The sequence below is a fragment of the Burkholderia sp. PU8-34 genome, assembly GCF_053427725.1.
Genome location: NZ_JBSAXC010000004.1, coordinates 141,059 through 161,146, shown reverse-complemented (window position 1 = coordinate 161,146; position 20,088 = coordinate 141,059). Strand labels below are relative to the sequence as shown.

Sequence of the window (20,088 nt, the reverse complement as noted above, 5' to 3'; positions counted from 1 at the left end):
AAATCAACCGGTCAATAGCCAATTAGTGTCCGGCGGCCTTGCGCGCGCGCCGCCGCGCGAGCCGCGCATGGACGCCCGCGAACACGAGCGGGACGAACAGCAGTGTCGACACCGTGGCGAACAGCAGCCCGCCGATCACCGCGCGGCCGAGCGGCGCGTTCTGCTCGGCGCCTTCGCCGAGCCCGAGCGCCATCGGCACCATGCCGATGATCATCGCGAGCGCGGTCATCAGCACCGGGCGGATCCGGGTCGCGCCGGCCTCGAGCGCGGCCGTGAGCGGCGGCGCGCCGGCCGCGAGGCGCTGGCGCGCGAACGATACGACGAGAATGCTGTTCGCGGTCGCGACACCGACCGTCATGATTGCGCCCGTGAGCGCGGGCACGCTCAGGTGTGTGCCGGTGATGAACAGCATCCACGCGATGCCGGCGAGCGCGGCGGGCATCGCGCTGATGATGATCAGCGGGTCGAGCCACGACTGGAAATTCACGACGATCAGCAGGTACACGAGCACGATCGCCATCGCGACGCCCGCGCCGAGGCCGATGTACGACGTGCGCATCGTCTCGACCTGGCCGCGTATCGTCAGCTCGGTGCCGCGCGGCAGCGTGGCGCGCGCGTCGGACACGATCTTGCCGACCTCGCCTGCGACCGAGCCGAGGTCGCGACCCTCGACGCTCACGTACAGGTCGATCGCCGGGCGGATGTTGTAGTGCGTGAACACGGCCGGCTCGCTCGCGGTGCGCATCCGCACGAGGTTGCCGAGCAGTTGCAGCGGCTCGCCGGTGCGGCCCGCCGACACGGGCGTGCCGAGCAGATCGCCGACCGAGCCGATGTCGTATTGCGGGGACTGGATCGCGAGCGGGTACTGGACGCCGGACTTCGGGTTCACCCAGAACGACGGCGTCGTCTGCGCGCTGCCGGACAGCGAGATCAGCATGTTCTGCGCGACGTTCTGCGCGGAGAGATTGAGCTGCTGCATGCGCGTGCGGTCCATGTCGGCTACCAGGGTCGGCTGGTCGTTGCGCTGCAGCACGTGCGCGTCGACCGCGCCGGGGATTTGCCTGACTTTTTTCATCAGGCGGCTTGCGATTGCCATGTTACTCGCGAGATCGTTGCCCAGCACCTGCACGTCGATCGCGGCCGGCTGACCGAAGTTGAGGATCTGCGTGATGATGTCCGACGGCTGGAAGAAGAATTCGGCGCCGGGGAAGCGTTCGGGCAGCTGCGCGCGCAGCGCCTCGACGTAACGTGGCGTCGGCGCGTGGCCGGGCTTCAGCGCGATCAGGATCTCGCCGTCGAGCGAGCCGATCGTGCCCGCGTTGCTGTACGACAGGTTGATGCCGCTGATCGGCTGCCCGAGGTTGTCGACGATCGCGCCGAGCTCGTCCGGCGGCACGACTTCGCGCACGACGCGTTCGACCTCGTCGGCGAGGCGCGCGGTCTCCTCGATCCGGTAGCCGGTCGGCGCGCGCATGTGCAGCCGGATGTTGCCGGAATCCGCATTCGGGAAGAAATCGCGGCCGAGCGTGAACACGAGCCCCGTCGACAGCACGCAGAAGCCGAGGAAGCACATCGCGTAGAAGCGGCGGCGCACCAGCAGCACGCTGAGCAGCACGATGTACGACGCGCGCAGCCGCTCGAATGCGTGGTTGAAACGGTGATGCACGCGCGCGAACCGCGACGTCGAATGATCGGGCCCGACGGTGGCCTGCTGCGGGCGGAACAGCAGCATCGCCATCGTCGGCACGAGCGTGCGCGACAGCACGTACGACGCGAGCATCGCGAACACGACGGCCTCGGCGAGCGGCACGAACAGGAAGCGCGCGACGCCCGTCAGGAAGAACATCGGCACGAACACGATGCAGATGCACAGCGTCGACACGAACGCCGGCACCGCGATCTCGCCCGCGCCTTCGAGGATCGCGTCGTGCAGCCCGGTGCCGAGATGCAGGTGGCGCTCGATGTTCTCGATCGTCACGGTCGCGTCGTCCACCAGGATGCCGACCGCGAGCGCGAGCCCGCCGAGCGTCATGATGTTGATCGTCTCGCCGAGCGCCGACAGCGCGATCAGCGACGTGAAGATCGACAGCGGGATCGAGATCGCGATGATCAGCGTGCTGCGCCAGTTGCCGAGGAACAGCAGGATCATCAGCGCGGTCAGTACGGCGGCGATCAGCGCCTCGTGGATTACGCCCTGCACGGCGGCGTTGACGAACACCGACTGGTCGAACAGCGGCGTGACCGTGAGGCCTTCCGGCAGCGTCGGGATCACCTTCGGCAGCAGCGTCTTCAGGTCGGACACGACCTTCAGCGTCGACGCGTCGCCGCTCTTCAGGATCGACACCAGCACGCCGCGCTGGCCGTTCTGGCGCACGATGTTGGTCTGCGGCGAGAAGCCGTCGCGCACGGCCGCGACCTCGCCGAGATAGGTGGTCGCGCCGTTCACGGTCTGCAGCGGCAGGCGGCTGATGTCGGCGATGGTGTCGGCCGACGCGTTGGTGTCGATCCGGTATTCGGTCTGGCCCATCTTCGCGGTGCCCGTCGGCAGCACGAGGTTCTGCGCGTTGACCGCGTTGACGACGTCGGCAGGCGTGAGGCCCTTCGACATCAGCGCCTTCGAATCGATGTCGACCGCGACGACGCGGGTGCGGCCGCCATACGGGAACGGCACCTGCGCGCCCGGGATCGTGATCAGCTGCGGGCGCAGGAAGTTCAGCGCGATGTCGGCGAGCGACTCCTCGCTCAGCGTCTTGCTCGACAGCCCGAGCTGGATCACCGGGATGCTCGACGCGGAATACGTGATCACGAGCGGCGGCGTCGCGCCCTGCGGCATCTGCCGGACGATCGCCTGCGCGGACGACACGGTCTGCGCGATCGCGGTCTGCACGTTCGCGCCCGGCTGCAGGAACACCTTGACGACCGCGGTGCCGGGCAGCGTCGTCGACTCGATGTGCTGGATGTTGTTGACGGTCGTCGTCAGGATCCGCTCATGCACGGACGTGATGCGGTCCGTCATCTCCTTCGCCGACAGCCCGTTGTAATTCCAGATCACGCTGATCACCGGGATGTTGATCGACGGCAGCACGTCGACGGGCGTGCGCATCAGCGCGAGCGGGGTGGCCAGCACGATCATGATGGCCATCACGATGAACGTGTACGGGCGCCTGAGCGCGAGGTTGACGATCCACATGGAGCAGCGGGGAGGCGGCGTTCAGACGTTGGTGGGAGGCACCCGAATGATAGGCGCACGCGCCAAGCGGGTTACTGACGCGAAACTGGCGGAATTGTCAGGTTCGTGCGCTCGGCGGGATTGAGCAGGTTGGTCGGGTTGCTCATGCCCCTCCCGTCGCTCGGGTCGCTCGGGTCCTTCAGATCGCTCAGATCTGTTCCATCCCGACCCGCGCGAGTTCCGCCAGGTCGACGACCTCGATCTGGTTGTATGCGAGCCGCAGCACACCGCGCCTTTCCAGCTGCTGCAGCGCCTGGTTGATCCGCTGGCGCGACACGCCGACCAGCATCCCGAGTTCTTCCTGCGAGATCGCGAGCGCCGGGCCCGTATCCGGATACAGGTTCGGGTTGAACAACTGAGCGAGCGACTGCGCGACGCGCGCATCGACGTCGAGCAGCCGGCTGTTCTGGATCGACGCGATGAACTCGCCCATCCGGTTGTTCAGTTGATGGATCACGAAGCGGGTGAACGGCAGGCTGCTGTCGAGCAGCGCATGGAACGTGTCGGCCGGCACGAACAGCACGGTCGAGCGCTGGATCGCGACGACCTCGTACTTGCGCGGCTCGCGCTTGATCACGCTGCCTTCGCCGAACCAGCCGCCCGATGGCACCCCGGAGAACGTGCAGCCACGCCCGGACGCGTTGAAGATCGCGAGCTTCAGCAGCCCGCGATGCACGCCGATCCAGTATTCGGACGGCGCGAGCCGCCGTGCGATCACGTCGCCTGCGTCGCGGCATTCTGCGTGCGACTGGGCGAGCACGAGCGCCTGGTGTTCGGGGGCGAGCGCGCGGAACCACGCGCACTGGCCGAACAGCACGGACAGCGGTGCGGGCGGCGGAGCGGGCTCTGCCGGCATGTCCGGCGCCGGTGCGTCGAGGGGAGCGAGAACGTCGTCGTGCATGGATCGGGGTTTGCGAGGATAGGGATAACACGCGGGGCGCGCGGCGGACTCTGTCGTTTCGATGACAGACGCCCCACAATATCGCCCGTTAGGCTATCTCGAATTGAACCACATCAAAACGATTCGAGGCGCTTGCGCCTCGTGGGAGACAGGATCATGACGCAGATGTTCGAAGCCGGCCTCGACCGCCGCGAAGCCAATTACGTGCCGCTCACGCCGCTCGACTTCCTGGTGCGCTCGGCCGAGGTCTACGGCGAGCGCCTCGCGATCGTGCACGGCGACGTGCGGCGCACCTGGCGCGACACCTATGCACGCGCGCGGCGCCTCGCGAGCGCGCTCGCGCAGGCCGGCGTCGGCCGCGGCGACACCGTCGCGGCCGTGCTGCCGAACATCCCGGCGATGGTCGAGGCGCACTTCGGCGTGCCGATGGCGGGCGCGGTGCTCAATACGATCAATACGCGGCTCGACATCGCGTCGGTGCTGTTCATTCTGCGCCACGGCGAAGCGAAGGTGCTGATCGTCGATACCGAATACGCGGAACTCGCGCACCGCGCCGCGCTGGAAATCCCGGGGCTGAAGATCGTCAGCGTCGCCGACGCGATGCCGGCCGACCCCGCGCGCTTCGCCGGCGCGACCGACTACGAGGCATTCGTCGCCGGCGGCGACCCCGGCTACGCGTGGACGCCGCCCGCCGACGAATGGGATGCGATCGCGCTGAACTATACGTCCGGCACGACCGGCGACCCGAAGGGCGTCGTCTATCACCATCGCGGCGCGTACCTGGCCGCGCTCAGCAACATCCTCGAATGGGACATGCCGAAGCACGCGGTCTACCTGTGGACGCTGCCGATGTTTCACTGCAACGGCTGGTGTTTCCCTTGGGCCGTCGCGGCGCGCGCGGGCGTGAACATCTGCCTGCGCAAGTTCGACGCGAAGACGGTGTTCGACCTGATCCGCCGCGAGCGCATCACGCACTATTGCGGTGCGCCGATCGTGCAGAGCGCGATTGCGAACGCGCCGGCCGAGTGGCGCGAAGGGATCGACCATACGGTGCACGCGATGGTCGCGGGCGCGGCGCCGGCGCCAGCCGTGATCGCGAAGATGAAGGAGATCGGCTTCGACCTGCTGCACGTGTACGGGCTGACCGAGGTGTATGGCCCGGCGACGGTCTGCGCGAAGCAGGCGCATTGGGACGACCTGCCGGACGACGAGCTTGCGCGGCTCAACGCGCGGCAGGGCGTGCGCTACCACCTGGAAGCGGGCGCGACGGTGCTCGACCCCGACACGATGGCGCCGGTGCCGGCGGACGGCGAGACGCTCGGCGAGATCATGTTCCGCGGCAACATCTGCATGAAGGGCTACCTGAAGAACCCGCACGCGACCGACGAGGCATTCCACGGCGGCTGGTTCCATACCGGCGATCTCGGCGTGCTGACGCCGGACGGCTACATCCGCATCAAGGATCGCCGCAAGGACATCATCATCTCGGGCGGCGAAAACATCTCGAGCATCGAGGTCGAGGACGCGCTGTACCGGCATCCGGCTGTCGCCGTCGCGGCCGTCGTCGCGTTCCCCGATCCGAAGTGGGGCGAGGTGCCGTGCGCGTTCGTCGAGCTGCGCGAAGGCGCGAGCGCGACCGAGGAGGAGATCATCGCGCATTGCCGGCAGCTTCTGGCGGGCTTCAAGGTGCCGAAAGTCGTGCGCTTCGGGGAGCTGCCGAAGACGTCGACCGGCAAGATCCAGAAATTCCAGCTCCGCAATTCGGTCGGCTCGGACAAGGCGATCGATCTGGCGGGGGAGGCGAAGAAGCCGTAAGGGGGGCGTGCGCCGTGCCGCTTCAATGCGGCACGAGCCACTCGATTGCGAGATAGCGGCCCACCTTCGCGAGCGTGACGATCGCGAGGAAGCTCGGCAGCGGCTCGCGCAGCACGCCGGCGATCATCGTCAGCGGATCGCCGATCGCCGATCGCGGCGAGCGACACGCACGCCGCGCGTTCGGCCGTTCAGTTCCAGCCGGCCATGATCGCGCCCATGCCGACGAGCAGGCCGCCTGTCACGCGGTTCATCGCGCGCATCCGCGCCGGCCGCTGCAACGCGCGGCTCAGCCGGTGCGAGAACAGCGCCATCGATGCGACGCCGCCCGCGAACAGCAGCGCGAACGTTGCCGCGAGCAACAGAAACTGAAGGTTCAGGCTCCATTCGGCGTTCGTGCTGATGAATTGCGGAAAGAACGACGGGAAGAACAGCAGCGTCTTCGGATTCAGGCCCGAGGTCGCGAGGCCGCGCCAGAACAGTTGGCGCTCCGTGTCGGAGTCCGGCTCGACGATCCCGGGCGATGCCGATGCGGCGGGCGCGTTGGCCGGCGCGCGGTTGAGCCATTGCTTGCACCCGAGCCAGACCAGATATGCGGCGCCCGTCCAGCGCAGCACGGTCAGCGCGCGGGCGTCGATATGCACGAGCGAATTCACGCACAGCGAGGTCAGCGCGAGTTGCAGCAGCACGGCGAGCGTGCCGCCCCATACGCAAGGCAGCGCGCGCCGCCAGCCGGTGCGCAGCGCCTGGTTCATCGTAAGGAGGTTGACGGGGCCGGGGGCGTAGACGAGAACGATGGAAGCGGCAAGGAACGACAGGTAAAGCCTGAACGACATGACAGGAAGTGCAAGAACAGGGAGGCAGGCACCGGCGTCGCGCGCGCTCGGATACGCGCACGGGCGGCGGTGATCGAATGCCTGCGTGCCCGGCACCGCAACTCGTGATTGCGGCCGTGCGTTCCGCTGCGAAGGGGTTGTCGCGGGGAGCGTGCCGGGCATCAGGCATGGAGAAAATGTATCAAGCCGTCAGCTTAAAAGGCTTCCTGTTTTCCAGCCAATCGGGTCGAAAACCAGAATCCTGTTCAGATAAAATTCCGGTTTTCAGTAGAAGATTCCTTCCATCATGGTGACACGCGAACGCCCGCCGAAAACACTCGACAATCAGGACCGCAAGATCCTCAGCGCACTACAGAAAAACGCGCGCCTTTCGAACGCCGAACTGGCCGAGCAGATCGGGATGTCGACGACCTCGTGCTGGAATCGCACGCGGCAACTCGAACTCGACGGCTACATCGACGGCTATGTCGCGCTCGTCAATCAGCGCATGCTCGGCTACGCGGACATCGTGATCCTCGAAGTGACGCTCGATCGTCACGAGGACGACGCGCTCGCCCGCTTCGGCGCGGAACTCGCGGCGCTGCCCGAGGTGCTCGAGGCCTATCTCGTGTCGGGTGACTACGACTACTGGATCAAGGTCGCCGTGGACGGCACGGCAGGCTACGAGCGGTTCCTGCGCGAGAAGCTGTACAAGATTTCGAGCATCCGCCACAGCCGCTCGATGTTCGCGCTGCGCTGCATGAAGGACGTGCCGTCGATTCAGGTGTGAGTGTGCGGGGGGAGCTTGGCCGGCCTTCGCTGAAGGATCGGCCTGCGGGGTTGCGCCAACGCGCAGCGGAGGGGCGGCGTGCGCCTGAGCCGGAAGCCTGGTCAGCCCGTTTCCGGGCTCCCGGTGCAGCTATCCGATACCGGGTGGTGTGCGCGTTCAGCGCGCACAACCTAAGCAAAAGGCCGGCGATCGCGCACCGGCCGGCGTCCGGTCGTTCCGTTCAGCGCGGGAGGCGCGCGTGCGCTTCAGCGATGATCGCGCAGTTTTCGAGGTGGATTGCCCATGCTTCTGCAAGCAGCGAGCCAACACGCTCGAGCCAGCCAGCGGATTGGTTGGAACGGTCGGAGACATTAGACGTTTGCATGACGAAGCCCCATTAAGGTGGCGAGTTAGGGATAACCCTAATCATAAGGGAGTCCCGCCACTCTGTGAAATGCGATTTTGTAATATGGGAATTACTCGCGCATTCTGTTGCCGCGGCGCAACATGGCGTGGCCGTCTCCGCGCGCAGCACGCTGCCACTGTCGTTCTTCGCTGTATTGATCCTGCGTGGCTCGGCTCGGCTCGGCTCGGCGCAGGCGCGCGCTAACCGCGGCGGTCGCATCCAGTTTCAATATGGCGAGTGACGTGCGCGCACGCCGATACCGCGACGGAGCACGGTCTCGGCAGGAAAAAACGACTGAGCGGAATCAAGCGGCGATGAAAGGGGGACGTCCCGGCGGCGGCGACTACCCGCCGATCCACCCGAACCGCCACGACAGCCGCCGCGTGGCGGCCAGCAGCGCCTGCGCGAGATCGCTGTCGCGCCCACGCGGAAAGCCGCGCGACGAACCGATGATCGCGATTACCAGCCGGATGCTGCCGGTGTGGTCGAAGACGGGCGCGGCGACCGTCGCGATGCCGGGCACCGGCGCGTCGAACGCGTAGTCGAGGCCTTCCGCGCGGATCTGCGCGAGCTGCGCGCGGAATGCGTCGTCGATGCGGGCGGCGCCTTCGGCAAGCGGGCGGCTCGCAAGACGCACGGGCTCGTCCACGAGCAGGTCGGCCAGCACGTCGTCCGGCACGCACGCGGCGAACGTGCGGCCGATCGCGGTGTTGACGAGCGACATCACGGTGCCGACCTGCAGGCTCACGTGCTGCGGCCGCGCCGATTCCTCGAAGCGGATCACGGTCGGCCCGAGCGGCCCGAGCGTCGCGGCCGCGACGCTCATGTCGGACGCTTGCGCGAGCGCGACGATCTCGGCTTCCGCGTCGCGCGTCGGCGAGACGCGCTGCATCGCGATCAGGCCCAGCGCCTGGCTGAGCGGCCCGGCGTCGAACCAGCCGGCGTCGTCGCGGCTCAGCAACCCGATCTTGATCAGGCTCACCAGATGCGGAAATGCCTTCGCGGCCGGCATGTCCGCTGCCGCCGCGAGATCGCGCAGCGGCAGCGCGTGGCCTGCCGACACGAGCGCGAGCAGCAGGTCGCCCGTGCTGTCGAGCGCGTTGATGCCGCGCTGCGCTTTCGTGTCGTCGGCCAGCGCGGGGGGCACGCGCGGCGCCGACGGGGCTGCCGTGGCTGCCGCTCCCTGCGCCGCGTCGTCCGGCGCGCCGAGCGATGCGGTTGCCTGTTGCGCGGCTTCGCGCAGCGCGGCCGCAACCGGGCCGTCCCACGCGACGTCGATCGAGCCGGTCGAGCCGATCACCGTCAGCGCGAGCTGCAGCCGGCCGTCGGCATCGAGCACCGGCACGCTCAGGCTGCTGACGCCCGGGCTCGGCAGGTCGACGCCGCGCTCGATGCCTCGCCGGCGGATCTCGTCGAGGCGCGCCGCCGCTCGCTCCCGTGCGGTCTCCGTCGACGGGCCTCTGTCGGCGCCCGCGAGCGGGCGGCTGGCCCCGGCCTGGCTCGCGGCCATCGCCGCAAGCTGCGCGGGTTCGGCGAACGCGGAGAACACGCGGCCGGTCGCGGTTGTCTCGAGAGACATCACCGAGCCGACGTGCAGGTTCATGTGCAGCGGATAGCCGCCATGCTCGAGCCGGACGATTGTCGGCCCGAGCGCGCCCGGCACGCTGAGCGCGACGGTGAAGCCGACCGCGTCGGCAAGCCGCGCGGCATGCGGGACGGCCGCGCGGTAGGCCGGTTGCCGCTCGATCGACATCAGCCCGAGCCGCAGCGACAGCGGCCCCGGCTCGTAATTGCCGGTGATCGCGTCGCGCTTCACGAGCGCGAGGCGCGTCAGGCTCACCAGATACGTATGCGCCTGCGCGGTCGACAGCTCTGCGGCCGCCGCCAGCTCGGACAGCCCGAGCGGCTTGCGCTGCCGCGCAAGCGCGTCGAGCAGCCGGCCGCCCACCTCGACACTCTGGATGCCGCGCTGCGCCTTCTGCGGCACGCCGTCCGCGCGATCTTCGTCGTTCTCCACTGCGTCCACCTGAAATCGGAATACCCCGAATGGTATCCGACGCCATTTATCGCGCCGGTCCGCACGTTTACCCGTATTAGACAATAGCAAGCAGATTTGTCATTGACAAATAATGTGGGCGGGACGATGATCCGGACACTCCCCTCAACACATGGCTCGCAGCCACGGAACGCAACATGGCCAAAGCATTCGCCTCTCAAGCCGATCTGGAAGAGAAGAAGATCACCTGGACCCAGCTCTCCGAGAACGCCTACGCGTACACCGCCGAAGGCGACCCGAACTCGGGCGTGATCATCGGTGACGACAGCGTGCTGATCGTCGACACGACCGCGACGCCCGCGATGGCGCAGGACCTGATCGAGAAGATCCGCAGCGTCACCGACAAGCCGATCAAGCATGTCGTGCTGTCGCACTACCATGCGGTGCGCGTGCTCGGCGCGTCCGCGTATTTCGCCGAAGGCGCGCAGCAGGTGATCGCAAGCCGCGGCACCTACGAGATGATCGTCGAGCGCGGCGAGGCCGACATGAAGTCGGAAATCGAGCGTTTCCCGCGCCTGTTCGCAGGCGTCGAGACGGTACCGGGGCTGACCTGGCCGACGCTCGTGTTCGAGCGCGAGATCACGCTGTTCCTCGGCAAGCTCGAGGTGAAGATCATGCACGTCGGCTCGGGCCACACGAAGGGCGACACGATCGTCTGGCTGCCGTCGCAGAAGGTGCTGTTCTCGGGCGACCTCGTCGAATACGACGCCGCGTGCTACTGCGGCGACGCCCAGCTCGAACAGTGGCCTGCGACGCTCGAGGCGCTGCGCGCGCTCGGCGCCGAGAAGCTCGTGCCCGGCCGCGGCCCGGCGCTGCTGAACCCGGCCGACGTGAACAAGGGGCTCGACTACACGAAGGACTTCGTCACGACGCTGCTCGCGCAGGGCCGCAAGGCCGTCGAGCAGAAGCTCGACCTGAAGGCCGCGATGGCGCTGACGCGGGAAGCGATGGATCCGAAGTTCGGCCACGTGTTCATTTACGAGCACTGTTTGCCGTTCGACGTGTCGCGTGCGTTCGACGAAGCGAGCGGCATCTCGCATCCGCGCATCTGGACCGCGCAGCGCGACAAGGACATGTGGGCCGCGCTGCAGGACTGAGCGGCACACGACGGCGGGGCGTCCGGGCGGACGTCCCGCTTTTTCCGTGACGACAGCCGGTAGCGGCGACGCGTCGCGGTTTCAGCAGCGGTTCCTTATCTCACAAGAAAGCAGGGCGCATGCACGCCCTCGGAGACTGCTGCGCGCTCGATTCGCGCAGCCCGTTTGGAGAGAGACATGCCCCAATCCGTTCCTGCCGAAGCGGCGGTCGCGTCCGCGTCCGCGCCGGCTTCCGACGACCAGCTGATGTTCCGCAAGATCGCGTGGCGGATCATCCCGTTCCTGTTCCTGTGCTACGTCGTGTCGTTCCTCGACCGCATCAACATCGGCTTCGCGCAGTTGCAGATGAAGCACGACCTCGGCTTCAGCGATGCGATGTACGGCCTCGGCGCGGCCGTCTTCTACGTCGGCTACGTGTTCTGCGAAGTGCCGAGCAACATGCTGCTCGCGCGCTTCGGCGCGCGCCGCACGTTCACGCGGATCATGCTGCTGTGGGGCATCGCGTCGGTGGGCATGATGTTCGTGTCGAAGCCGTCGCACTTCTACGTGCTGCGCTTCATGCTCGGCGTGTTCGAAGCGGGCTTCTTTCCCGGCATCGTGCTGTACCTGACCTACTGGTTCCCGGCGAACCGGCGCGCGGCGGTGATCTCGGTGTTCTTCGCGGGCGTCGCGGTCGCGGGCGTGCTCGGCGGCCTGATGTCGGGCTGGATCATGCGCGACATGAGCGGCGTGCTCGGCCTGTACGGCTGGCAATGGATGTTCGCGATCGAAGGCGCGCCGGCGATCGTGCTCGCGTTCGTCGCGTTCGCGTACCTCGTCGACCGGCCGCAGGATGCCGCGTGGCTCACGCCGGCCGAACAGGCGCGCGTCGCGTCGCTGTGCGCGCAAGGGCAGGGCCGTGACGATGCACACGGTGCACATGGCACACGGAGCCTCGCGGCCGCGCTGCTGAACCCGCGTGTCTACCTGTTCGCGTTCATCTATTTCTCGCTGACCTGCGCGTCGCTGACGCTGAACTTCTGGATGCCGCTGATGATCCGCGACTTCGGCGTGACCGACGTCGTCGCCGTGAGCCTCTACACGGTCGTGCCGAACGCCGTCGGCGCGGTCGGCCTGATCCTGATCGCGCGCCGGTCGGATCGCACCGGCGAACGCCGCAAGCACTTCGCGTGCTGCACGATCGGCGGCGGGCTCGCGCTTGCCGCGCTGACGCTGCATCTGCACAGCTTCGCGGCGATGCTCGCGTGCCTGTCGGTGGCGGCGACGCTGATCTTCGCCGCGCTGCCGATCTTCTGGGCCGTGCCGACCCACTATCTGTCGGGCAAGGCCGCGGCGGCGGGCATCGCGCTGATCAGCAGCATCGGCATCACGAGCGGCATCGTCAGCCCGTGGGTGATCGGCCTGATCCGCACCCGCACCGGCAGCATGGATCTCGCCGTGTATCTGCTGGCCGCGCTGCTGGTCGTGAGCGGCGCCGCGCTGATGCTAGGCGTGAAGGGCGAACCCTTGCGACAGGGCAGGCACGCCTGAGCGGACAATCACGCCGAGCCGGAATCCGGCTCGGCGCCGACGAGCAAACACCACCCAGGAGACAACCGATGTCTGCTCCTCTTCAAGCGGAAGCGGCGCGCGGCGCCGCGTCCGAAGCCGATGCGCCGGGCGCCGACGCGCTGTACCGCCGCATCGGCGCGCGGATCGTGCCGTTCCTGTTCGTCTGCTACATCGTGTCGATCCTCGACCGCAGCAACATCGGCTTCGCACAACTGCAGATGCGGCAGGATCTCGGCCTGTCCGACGCGATGTACAGCCTCGGCGCCGTGCTGTTCTTCGTCGGCTACGTATTGTTCGAGGTGCCGAGCAATGCGCTGCTGCGCCGCTTCGGCGCGCGCCGCACGTTCGCGCGGATCATGCTGCTGTGGGGCGCGGTGTCGGTCGCGATGATCACCGTCGACAGCGCGCGGCATTTCTACGTGCTGCGTTTCCTGCTCGGCGTGTTCGAGGCCGGCTTCTTCCCGGGCCTCGTGTTCTACCTGACCTTCTGGTATCCGGCGCGGCGGCGCGCGTCGGTGCTGTCGATCTTCTATGCGGGCGTCGCGGTCGCGGGCATGATCGGCGGGCTGCTGTCCGGCTGGATCATGCGCGGGATGTCGGGCGTGCTCGGGCTGCACGGCTGGCAATGGATGTTCGCGATCGAAGGCGCGCCGGCCATCCTGCTCGGCGTGATCGCGTGGTTCTGGCTGTGCGACCGGCCCGAACAGGCCGCGTGGCTGACGCCGGACGACAAGCGGCGGCTGGCCGACGGCCTCGCGGCCGACCGCACGCACGCGAGCGCGCACGGGAGCACCCATTCGGCGGCGTCGCTGCGGCAGGTGCTCGCCGAGCCGCGCACTTACCTGTTCGCGTTCATCTACTTCTCGCTGACGACCGCGCTGCTGATGCTGCTGTTCTGGATGCCGCTGATGATTCGCGAGTTCGGCATCCACGACGTCGTGCATATCAGCCTGCTGTCGATCGTGCCGAACGCGATCGGCGCGGCGGGGCTGATCGCAATCGCGCGGCGTTCGGACCGGAGACAGGAACGCCGTTGGCATTTCGCCGCGTGCGCGTTCGGCGGCGCGGCGGCGCTCGCGCTGCTGACGCTGCATCTGCCGAGCCTCGTCGCGATGATGGCGCTGCTGTCGCTGGCCGCGATGCTGATCTTCGCCGCGCATCCGGTGTTCTGGGCGATGCCGTCCACGTACTTCTCGGGCGCGGGCGCGGCGGGCGGGATTGCACTGATCAGCAGTATCGGCGTGTCGAGCGGGATGATCACGCCGTGGATCGTCGGCGTGATCCGCACACGGACCGGCAGCATGGATCCGGCGATGCTGATGATCGCCGGGTTGCTCGCGGCGTGCGCGGTGGCGATGCTGACGGGGACCCGGGCAGCGCAACGGGAGGCAGGGCGCTGAACGGGCGGGAGCGGTCTGCACGGCCAGCGCCCCCGCCATCGCGCGGTGTATTGCGAGTCTCGGCGCTCGTCCGCGAAGGTGTCGCCAGACATCGGATGCCCGCCGGCGGATTCGCCGCCCGTCGCTTCGTCCTGCAGCACGTGCCTGCGCTCGACGAGCTTGCCGTTCTGGATTCGCACGAGATCCCCGCCGATCGACGCGGCGAATGCATGATCGCGCACAGCGATTACGCTGTGCGCGATCATCAGGCAACGATGACTTTGTTGCCTCGCCTGTGAAATGCGTCCGCCAGTGCGCGGCCGATGCCAGACGTGCCGCCGGTGATGAACATGGCGTTCCCATTGAGCTTGATGATCAGCTTTCCTTAATGGATTGAGTTGAAATCAAGCCCAACGGCCGGGCCTTATCGCGCCGTCGCATAGCGCGCCGCGGGCGCATCGCTCGACAGGTGCGGGGCCATCGTGCGCCGCGCAGCTTCATAGGCATCCCACTCTTCGCCGGCATGCAGCGACGGGATCGTCACGAGCTCGTGACGGTCGAAGCCCGTCAATGCCGCGTCGACCATGTCGGCCGCCGACATGACGATTTCGCTCGGCAGGTGCTCGAGCGGCAGGCCGCCGGTCTGCCAGAAATCGGTCGCGGTTGCGCCGGGCAGCACGGCCTGCACCTGCACGCCCTTGTCGGCGAGCTCGTGGTGCAGCGACTGGCTGAACGCGAGCACGAACGCCTTGCTGCCGCCGTAGACGCCGTTGAGCGTTTCCGGTGAGATCGCGACGATCGACGAGATGTTGATGACGGCGCCGTTGCCGCGCGCGACGAAGCCCGGGACGGCCGCATACGTGAGGCGGGTGAGCGCCGTGACGTTCAGATCGATCAGGCGCGTCATCGCATCGACGTCGCTGTCGAGCAGCGGCGTATGCGTGCCGACGCCCGCGTTGTTGACCAGCAGCGTAATGCTGGCGTCCTGTTTCAGCTTCGCTTCGACGCGGGCAAGGGCTGCGCGGTCGTTCAGGTCCGCGTCGACGATTTCGACGCTGCGGTGCGTGTCGTTCGTGATGCGGTCGGCGAGGGCGATCAGCCGGTCGCGATTCCGCGCGACCAGGATCAGGTCGTAGCCGCGGCGTGCGAGCCGCTCGGCGTAGACTGCGCCGATGCCCGACGACGCGCCGGTAATAAGGGCCGTACCTTGATGAGTCGTTGCCATGATGTCACTCCGTTTCGAGAAGCGTCGTTGAACGCGTGAATGCATTCTGGCTTCGATCCGTCATGACCGAAATGACATAGATGGGTATGATTCAGGACATTGGGTGACAGCTTTGCGGCAGGAGAACGGACATGCACCGGATCGGCTTTTTGATCAGCGAAGGGTTTCAGATCATGGCGCTCGCGCCGCAGTCCGTGTTCGAGTACGCGAATTTCGTGGCGGGTGAGCCGTTCTACCGGCTCGACAATTTTTCGGTGGCGGGCGGCGAAGTACGCTCGTCGCTCGGCTTTGCCGTGGGCACGCGGTCGCTGCGCGGGCGGGTCGACGTCGACACGTGGATCGTCGCCGGCGTCAACGATCCGATCGGTTCCCCGGCGCCGAAGGAGATTCTTGCGTTCCTGCGCAAAGGCGGGCAGCGCGCGGCACGCACCGCCGGGATCTGTACCGGCGCATTCGTGCTCGCGGAAGCCGGCCTGCTGGCGCAGCGGCGCGCGACGACGCACTGGGCTTTCGGGAGTGAAATGCAGAAACGCTTTCCGGACATTCGCGTCGAGGAAGACCGGATCTATATCGTCGACGGTCCGATCTGGACGTCCGCCGGCATGACGGCCGGTCTCGACCTCGCGCTCGCGATGGTGGAAAAGGATCTCGGCGCGGAGATCGCGCGCTCGGTCGCGCACAAGCTGGTCATGCACCAGCGCCGCGCAGGCGGGCAGTCGCAGCATTCCGAAATGCTGGATCTCGCGCCGAAATCGGATCGCATCCAGAATGCGCTGAACTACGCGCGCCGGAATCTGAACCGTGCGCTGACGGTGGAGGAACTGGCCGAAAGCGTGCACCTGAGCCCGCGCCAGTTCAGCCGGGTGTTTGCGCTCGAAACGGGACAGTCACCGGCCAAGGCGATCGAAAAGCTGCGGCTGGAGGCGGCGCGCGTGATGATCGAACAGAGCCGGCATCCGCTCGACGTCATCGCGAGGGAGACCGGTTTTCGGGACCGCCGCCATATGCGCGAAGCGTTCATGCGCGGGTTTGGCGTTCCGCCGCAGGCGGTTCGGCGCGACGCGCGCATGGATGAGCGGGGAGGGCGATAGGGGCCGGGTATCCGGACGAATCGAGTCGGGTTGGTACGTGCGTGGGCCGCTATCGGCCGGATTCGGCGAACAGTCGCCGCTCGCCAATCCGCAAGGGCCGCCGTTCGAATGGCGGGTCCACTCTGGAACCAGCGCGCCACGAAGCGTTTCAGAATGGAAACATTTTCACGCGTCGATCGACCGTCGCGTTCCACGTGTCCTCCTGCGATCCGACGGGATCGAACACGCGTCGCAACCGGTCCGGGATTTGCTTCGAACATCAAGATGGCCATCGGCAGGACCGGCCCAGCCATCATGCCCACCCCGCGGCCGGCCGCGAGCCCCCGACTGCACCGTATTGAAGAACCGCCGAGGAGACCGACATGAAGCCCCAGCCCTTGTTCGTGACACCACAAACCTACGCGCGCGCGCTGAATGTCCTTGGCGAAAAAATCACGGTCCTCGCCGATCATGCCGCCACGCAAGGTTACGAGGTCTTCCTGCAGCACGGCGCAGAAGGCAGCGGCCCGCCCCCGCACGCACATGACTGGGATGAATCGTTCTTCGTGATCGACGGCAGCGTCGAACTCACTTGCGACGGCACTACATCGGTCGCGACCGCCGGCTCGTTCGTGCATGTCCCGGCCGGCACGGTACACAGCTTCCGCTGCGGCTCCGGCGGCGTCGAGATGCTGTCGATCGCCAGCCACACCAGCCAGGCAGCGAACCTGTTCACGACGATCGATCGAGAAGTCACCGCGATGCCGCCCGACGTCTCGAAGCTGGTCGAGATCGCGACCCGATACGGCGCGCGCCTCGGCAGGTGACGGATGCATCGGGGCGGCTGCGGCGGGCCGCGTCGGGCGGCAGCCGGCCATCTGGTGACATCCGGGGGCGTGGACCGGAAGGCAGAAAAGTCTGGATGCAGCCCTTCGACATTGCCACGATTCGGAAGTCTCGCTGGCGCTTGACCCATGCGCAACGTAGTGACAAGCGAGGGCTATGCCAATGACCAACGATAGCGTTCATCTTGCCGTATTGATCACGATGCCGCACAGCCATTACAGCGAGAAGGCGCGGTGGGCGCTCGACAGGCTCTGTCTGCCCTATCAGGAGGAGCCGCATGCACCGCTGCTGCACCGGTTGGCCACGATACCCAACGGCGGCAGCAGCGTGCCAGTGCTGGTTCATGGGGGCGCACATTTCATCGATTCCACCGATATCCTGGTGCATACGGATGTTTTCTGCGGCGGCGATCTGCTGTACCCGCGCGATGCCGGCCTGCGGCAAGAAGTCGAAGCGCTCGAGACGCAATTCGACGAAGTGCTCGGTCCGCACGCGAGGCGTTGGGCCTATGCGCAATTGCTGTCGGAGCGCAGCGCTCGCCGCGCCGGTGCTGTTTCCCACGGGCTACCGTGCCGCTTACCCCGCGCTCGATGACGTGCCTGTCGCGATGCGCGACGAAGTCCCGCGCCTGCGGGAGACTGCCGCCGGAAGATTTGCGCTGCGCATGTACTTGCAAGAACGCGACCGTTCTCATGCCGTGGCTTAGGGCCGGCACGGCGAGCCTTGAACACGCTGTCCGACGCGCGGGCTACCCATTAGGGTGGTGCGCGGCCGTCGCGCGCCTGTCATTGTGAATCCACTCGTCTGCGCTTGCCTGTCTGGCATCTTCACGCTGGCCGGGCGAGCGCAGCATCGATTCAGGTAGCACATGGCAGGAGTCGTCTTATGGAAACCCCAACCCCCGGCGCAAATCCGTTGCAGGATCTTTCCAACAACCTGGCGGCCATCGCTGAGCGTGTCGGCCAGAGTGTTGTCGCGGTGCACGGCCGGCACCGCTTTCCCTCCAGTGGAGTAATCTGGCAATCCGGCGTGGTGGTCACGGCGGCGCATACGCTCAGGCGCGACAACGGCATTGAAGTCACGTTGGCCGATGGCCGCACCGTAGCGGCCGTCCTGGCGGGGCGGGATCTGGGCACCGACCTGGCGGTACTGAGGCTTGATGGCGTGGAGCTGAGTCCCGTTGAAACCGGTGACGCGCGCTCCCTCAAGGCAGGACATCTGGTGCTCGCGGTGGCACGCGTGGACCGGCTCGGCACCAGCGCAGATTTCGGCGTCGTCGGCACGGCCAGCGGTCCGTGGCGTAGCTGGCGAGGCGGCCAGTTCGATGCCTTCGTGCGGCTGGATGGCGGGCTGCGCCCCGGCTTTTCCGGTGCGGCCCTGGCGGATATGCAGGGGCGGGTCATGGGCCTGTGCACATCGGCGCTCTCGCCTGGTGCCGGCGTCGTGATTCCGGCATCGACCGTGGCGCGCGTGAGCGACGAACTGCTGAAAAAGGGACGTGTGTCGCACGGCTACCTTGGCGTGGGCACACAGCCGGTGAACGTGCCGGACGCATGGGTGACGAAACTGAATCTGGCTTCCGAGCGCGGGCTGCTGGTAGTTTCGCTTGCGGCGGGCGGGCCCGCGGAGCGCGCCGGGGTGCTGATCGGGGATGTGCTGATCGAGCTGGATGGCAAGCCGTGCCGCGACATGGACGACATGCACGCTGCGCTTGGCGGCGACCGCATCGGAAAGTCGTTGAAGCTCGGGCTGATCCGGGGCGGCGAGCGCAGCGAGTGCTCGGTCACGGTGGGCGAACGCCCGCAACGGAATGCGTGCCGCTGAGAATCGTGCAAGCCGTCGCACGCCGGGTGCCGATATGATGCAGATGAGCTCGATCAGGGTCGCCGTCGTCGCCGCCTCACCGCAAGCGCGAGCGAGCCTGCAGGCGCTTGTCGACGCAACACCGGCGCTGGATTTCGCGGGAAGCGCAGCCGACGCCGCCGTGATCTTCGACCACTTTGTCAGCGAATTGCCGGATGTGGTTTTGGTCGAGCTGGAGCCGCAGGCCGGCGATTTGCCGGCGCCGCGAGCTGACCGCAATCTCGCAACGCCGGCGCTCGTCCTGCTCACCGACGACGCGGACAGCGACTGGATGCATGAGGCGTGGGCGGGCGGTGCTACGGCACTGCTGACGCGCAGTGCGACGTCCGGCGAAATCGTCGCCGCGATCGAAGCGGTGGCCGCGGGCCTGTGCGTGCTATCCCCGGAGATCCTTGCCCGGCTGCTGGCGGAGCGTGCAGTGCCTCGCCCGACGGCATCCGCGGCGCTTGTCGAAATGCTCACCCCTCGCGAGATTGAAGTGCTGACGATGCTCGCCGAAGGGCTCGGCAACAAGGAGATCGCGCACCAGCTCGACATATCGGACAACACGGTGAAGTTCCACCTGTCCTCCATTTTCGGCAAGCTCGGCGCAAGCAGCCGCACCGAAGCCGTCATGCAGGGCATGCGACATGGCCTCATCATGATGTAGTCGGAAGTCAGGCAGATGCTGGGCGGACTCACATGAAATCCACGTGTTGAATCCGTCACCCCGTCATCTGCGGAGGCGGCAGTGGTCGGCCAGAAGAAAACACTCAGCCGTGCCGCGCCCCAGACGTTCAGACGTCGGCTCCGCCCAGCGAAGGGGCATTCGATTCAAATGCTCGAATGCTGCTTCTCGGCCTTTGCGGACGCTCCGGTGTCGGCGATGACGAGGCGGCTACAGGATCCTTTCCAGACGTTGGGAGCGCCGCGGCCGCGAGCGTCCGGTGTCTCCGTCGGCGAATGCGTACTGCCGACCCTGAACCGCCATTCATTCCGGCGCGACGCGACGTCGGCTTGTGAAGCACAACGGCCACTCGAGCGGTCGGGCGGGCCGATGAGTCATTCGACCACTGAAGTCGTCGGCGCC

The 20,088-nt window shown here is 67.0% G+C and carries 16 protein-coding genes and 2 pseudogenes; 11 read left to right on the top strand and 7 right to left on the bottom strand.

Going from position 1 to position 20,088, the window contains the following annotated elements:
- Positions 1 to 22 precede the first annotated feature (22 nt).
- Positions 23 to 3,190, bottom strand: a complete 3,168-nt coding sequence (locus ACV22Z_RS12080) for an efflux RND transporter permease subunit (RefSeq protein ID WP_448076535.1) — start codon at positions 3,188 to 3,190, stop codon at positions 23 to 25.
- Between the two features lie 187 nt (positions 3,191 to 3,377).
- Positions 3,378 to 4,130, bottom strand: coding sequence for a Crp/Fnr family transcriptional regulator (locus ACV22Z_RS12075; RefSeq protein WP_448076534.1), 753 nt, complete (start codon positions 4,128 to 4,130; stop codon positions 3,378 to 3,380).
- A 156-nt stretch (positions 4,131 to 4,286) separates the two neighbouring features.
- Between ACV22Z_RS12075 and ACV22Z_RS12070 the strand changes: the two genes are divergently transcribed.
- Positions 4,287 to 5,945: an acyl-CoA synthetase gene (locus ACV22Z_RS12070; protein ID WP_448076533.1), complete on the top strand. Its 1,659-nt coding sequence runs from the start codon at positions 4,287 to 4,289 to the stop codon at positions 5,943 to 5,945.
- A 22-nt stretch (positions 5,946 to 5,967) separates the two neighbouring features.
- Here the strand turns inward: ACV22Z_RS12070 and ACV22Z_RS12065 are convergent.
- Together ACV22Z_RS12065 and ACV22Z_RS12060 are read right to left on the bottom strand one after the other, a co-directional pair.
- Positions 5,968 to 6,090: pseudogene (locus ACV22Z_RS12065) on the bottom strand (DedA family protein); the annotation flags it as partial.
- A 43-nt stretch (positions 6,091 to 6,133) separates the two neighbouring features.
- Positions 6,134 to 6,778 carry a LysE family translocator gene (locus ACV22Z_RS12060; protein ID WP_448076532.1) on the bottom strand — a complete coding sequence of 215 codons (645 nt, stop codon included), beginning with the start codon at positions 6,776 to 6,778 and terminating at the stop codon, positions 6,134 to 6,136.
- Between the two features lie 286 nt (positions 6,779 to 7,064).
- On the opposite strand from ACV22Z_RS12060, the gene ACV22Z_RS12055 reads away from it, so the two are divergent.
- On the top strand, positions 7,065 to 7,547 hold the full coding sequence (locus ACV22Z_RS12055; RefSeq protein ID WP_448076531.1) for an Lrp/AsnC family transcriptional regulator: 483 nt from the start codon (positions 7,065 to 7,067) through the stop codon (positions 7,545 to 7,547).
- Between the two features lie 728 nt (positions 7,548 to 8,275).
- On the opposite strand, the gene ACV22Z_RS12050 is transcribed toward ACV22Z_RS12055, so the two are convergent.
- Positions 8,276 to 9,949: an IclR family transcriptional regulator gene (locus tag ACV22Z_RS12050; RefSeq protein WP_448076530.1), complete on the bottom strand. Its 1,674-nt coding sequence runs from the start codon at positions 9,947 to 9,949 to the stop codon at positions 8,276 to 8,278.
- Positions 9,950 to 10,125: 176 nt separating this feature from the next.
- Between ACV22Z_RS12050 and ACV22Z_RS12045 the strand changes: the two genes are divergently transcribed.
- From ACV22Z_RS12045 to ACV22Z_RS12030, 4 genes are all read left to right on the top strand, one after another.
- Positions 10,126 to 11,085 (top strand): MBL fold metallo-hydrolase, encoded by a 960-nt coding sequence (locus tag ACV22Z_RS12045; RefSeq protein ID WP_448076529.1) that lies wholly within the window; start codon positions 10,126 to 10,128, stop codon positions 11,083 to 11,085.
- A 177-nt stretch (positions 11,086 to 11,262) separates the two neighbouring features.
- Positions 11,263 to 12,615, top strand: coding sequence for an MFS transporter (locus ACV22Z_RS12040; RefSeq protein WP_448076528.1), 1,353 nt, complete (start codon positions 11,263 to 11,265; stop codon positions 12,613 to 12,615).
- 68 nt (positions 12,616 to 12,683) lie between these two features.
- Complete coding sequence (locus tag ACV22Z_RS12035) at positions 12,684 to 14,036, top strand: MFS transporter (protein ID WP_448076527.1); 1,353 nt, start codon at positions 12,684 to 12,686, stop codon at positions 14,034 to 14,036.
- Positions 14,037 to 14,131: 95 nt separating this feature from the next.
- Positions 14,132 to 14,314 (top strand): hypothetical protein, encoded by a 183-nt coding sequence (locus tag ACV22Z_RS12030; RefSeq protein ID WP_448076526.1) that lies wholly within the window; start codon positions 14,132 to 14,134, stop codon positions 14,312 to 14,314.
- On the opposite strand, the pseudogene ACV22Z_RS12025 reads toward ACV22Z_RS12030, so the two are convergent.
- Together ACV22Z_RS12025 and ACV22Z_RS12020 are read right to left on the bottom strand one after the other, a co-directional pair.
- Positions 14,284 to 14,388 (bottom strand): annotated as a pseudogene (locus tag ACV22Z_RS12025) (short-chain dehydrogenase); the annotation flags it as partial. The gene ACV22Z_RS12030 and the pseudogene ACV22Z_RS12025 sit on opposite strands and share 31 nt — an antisense overlap.
- Before the next feature lie 51 nt (positions 14,389 to 14,439).
- A complete protein-coding gene (locus ACV22Z_RS12020) occupies positions 14,440 to 15,240 on the bottom strand; it encodes an SDR family NAD(P)-dependent oxidoreductase (RefSeq protein WP_448076525.1) in 801 nt (266 codons plus the stop codon).
- A 131-nt stretch (positions 15,241 to 15,371) separates the two neighbouring features.
- Here ACV22Z_RS12020 and ACV22Z_RS12015 point away from each other — a divergent pair, with 131 nt between their 5' ends.
- The 5 genes from ACV22Z_RS12015 to ACV22Z_RS11995 all read left to right on the top strand — a co-directional run bounded on the left by ACV22Z_RS12015 (position 15,372) and on the right by ACV22Z_RS11995 (position 19,668).
- The gene (locus tag ACV22Z_RS12015) at positions 15,372 to 16,331 is read left to right on the top strand and encodes a GlxA family transcriptional regulator (RefSeq protein WP_448076524.1); all 960 of its coding nucleotides are present in this window, start codon (positions 15,372 to 15,374) and stop codon (positions 16,329 to 16,331) included.
- 362 nt (positions 16,332 to 16,693) lie between these two features.
- Complete coding sequence (locus ACV22Z_RS12010; protein WP_448076523.1) at positions 16,694 to 17,137, top strand: cupin domain-containing protein; 444 nt, start codon at positions 16,694 to 16,696, stop codon at positions 17,135 to 17,137.
- 181 nt (positions 17,138 to 17,318) lie between these two features.
- Positions 17,319 to 17,750, top strand: a complete 432-nt coding sequence (locus tag ACV22Z_RS12005; protein WP_448076522.1) for a glutathione S-transferase family protein — start codon at positions 17,319 to 17,321, stop codon at positions 17,748 to 17,750.
- A gap of 291 nt (positions 17,751 to 18,041) precedes the next feature.
- Positions 18,042 to 18,980: a S1C family serine protease gene (locus ACV22Z_RS12000; RefSeq protein WP_448076521.1), complete on the top strand. Its 939-nt coding sequence runs from the start codon at positions 18,042 to 18,044 to the stop codon at positions 18,978 to 18,980.
- A gap of 43 nt (positions 18,981 to 19,023) precedes the next feature.
- Complete coding sequence (locus ACV22Z_RS11995) at positions 19,024 to 19,668, top strand: LuxR C-terminal-related transcriptional regulator (protein WP_448076520.1); 645 nt, start codon at positions 19,024 to 19,026, stop codon at positions 19,666 to 19,668.
- Positions 19,669 to 20,088 lie beyond the last annotated feature (420 nt).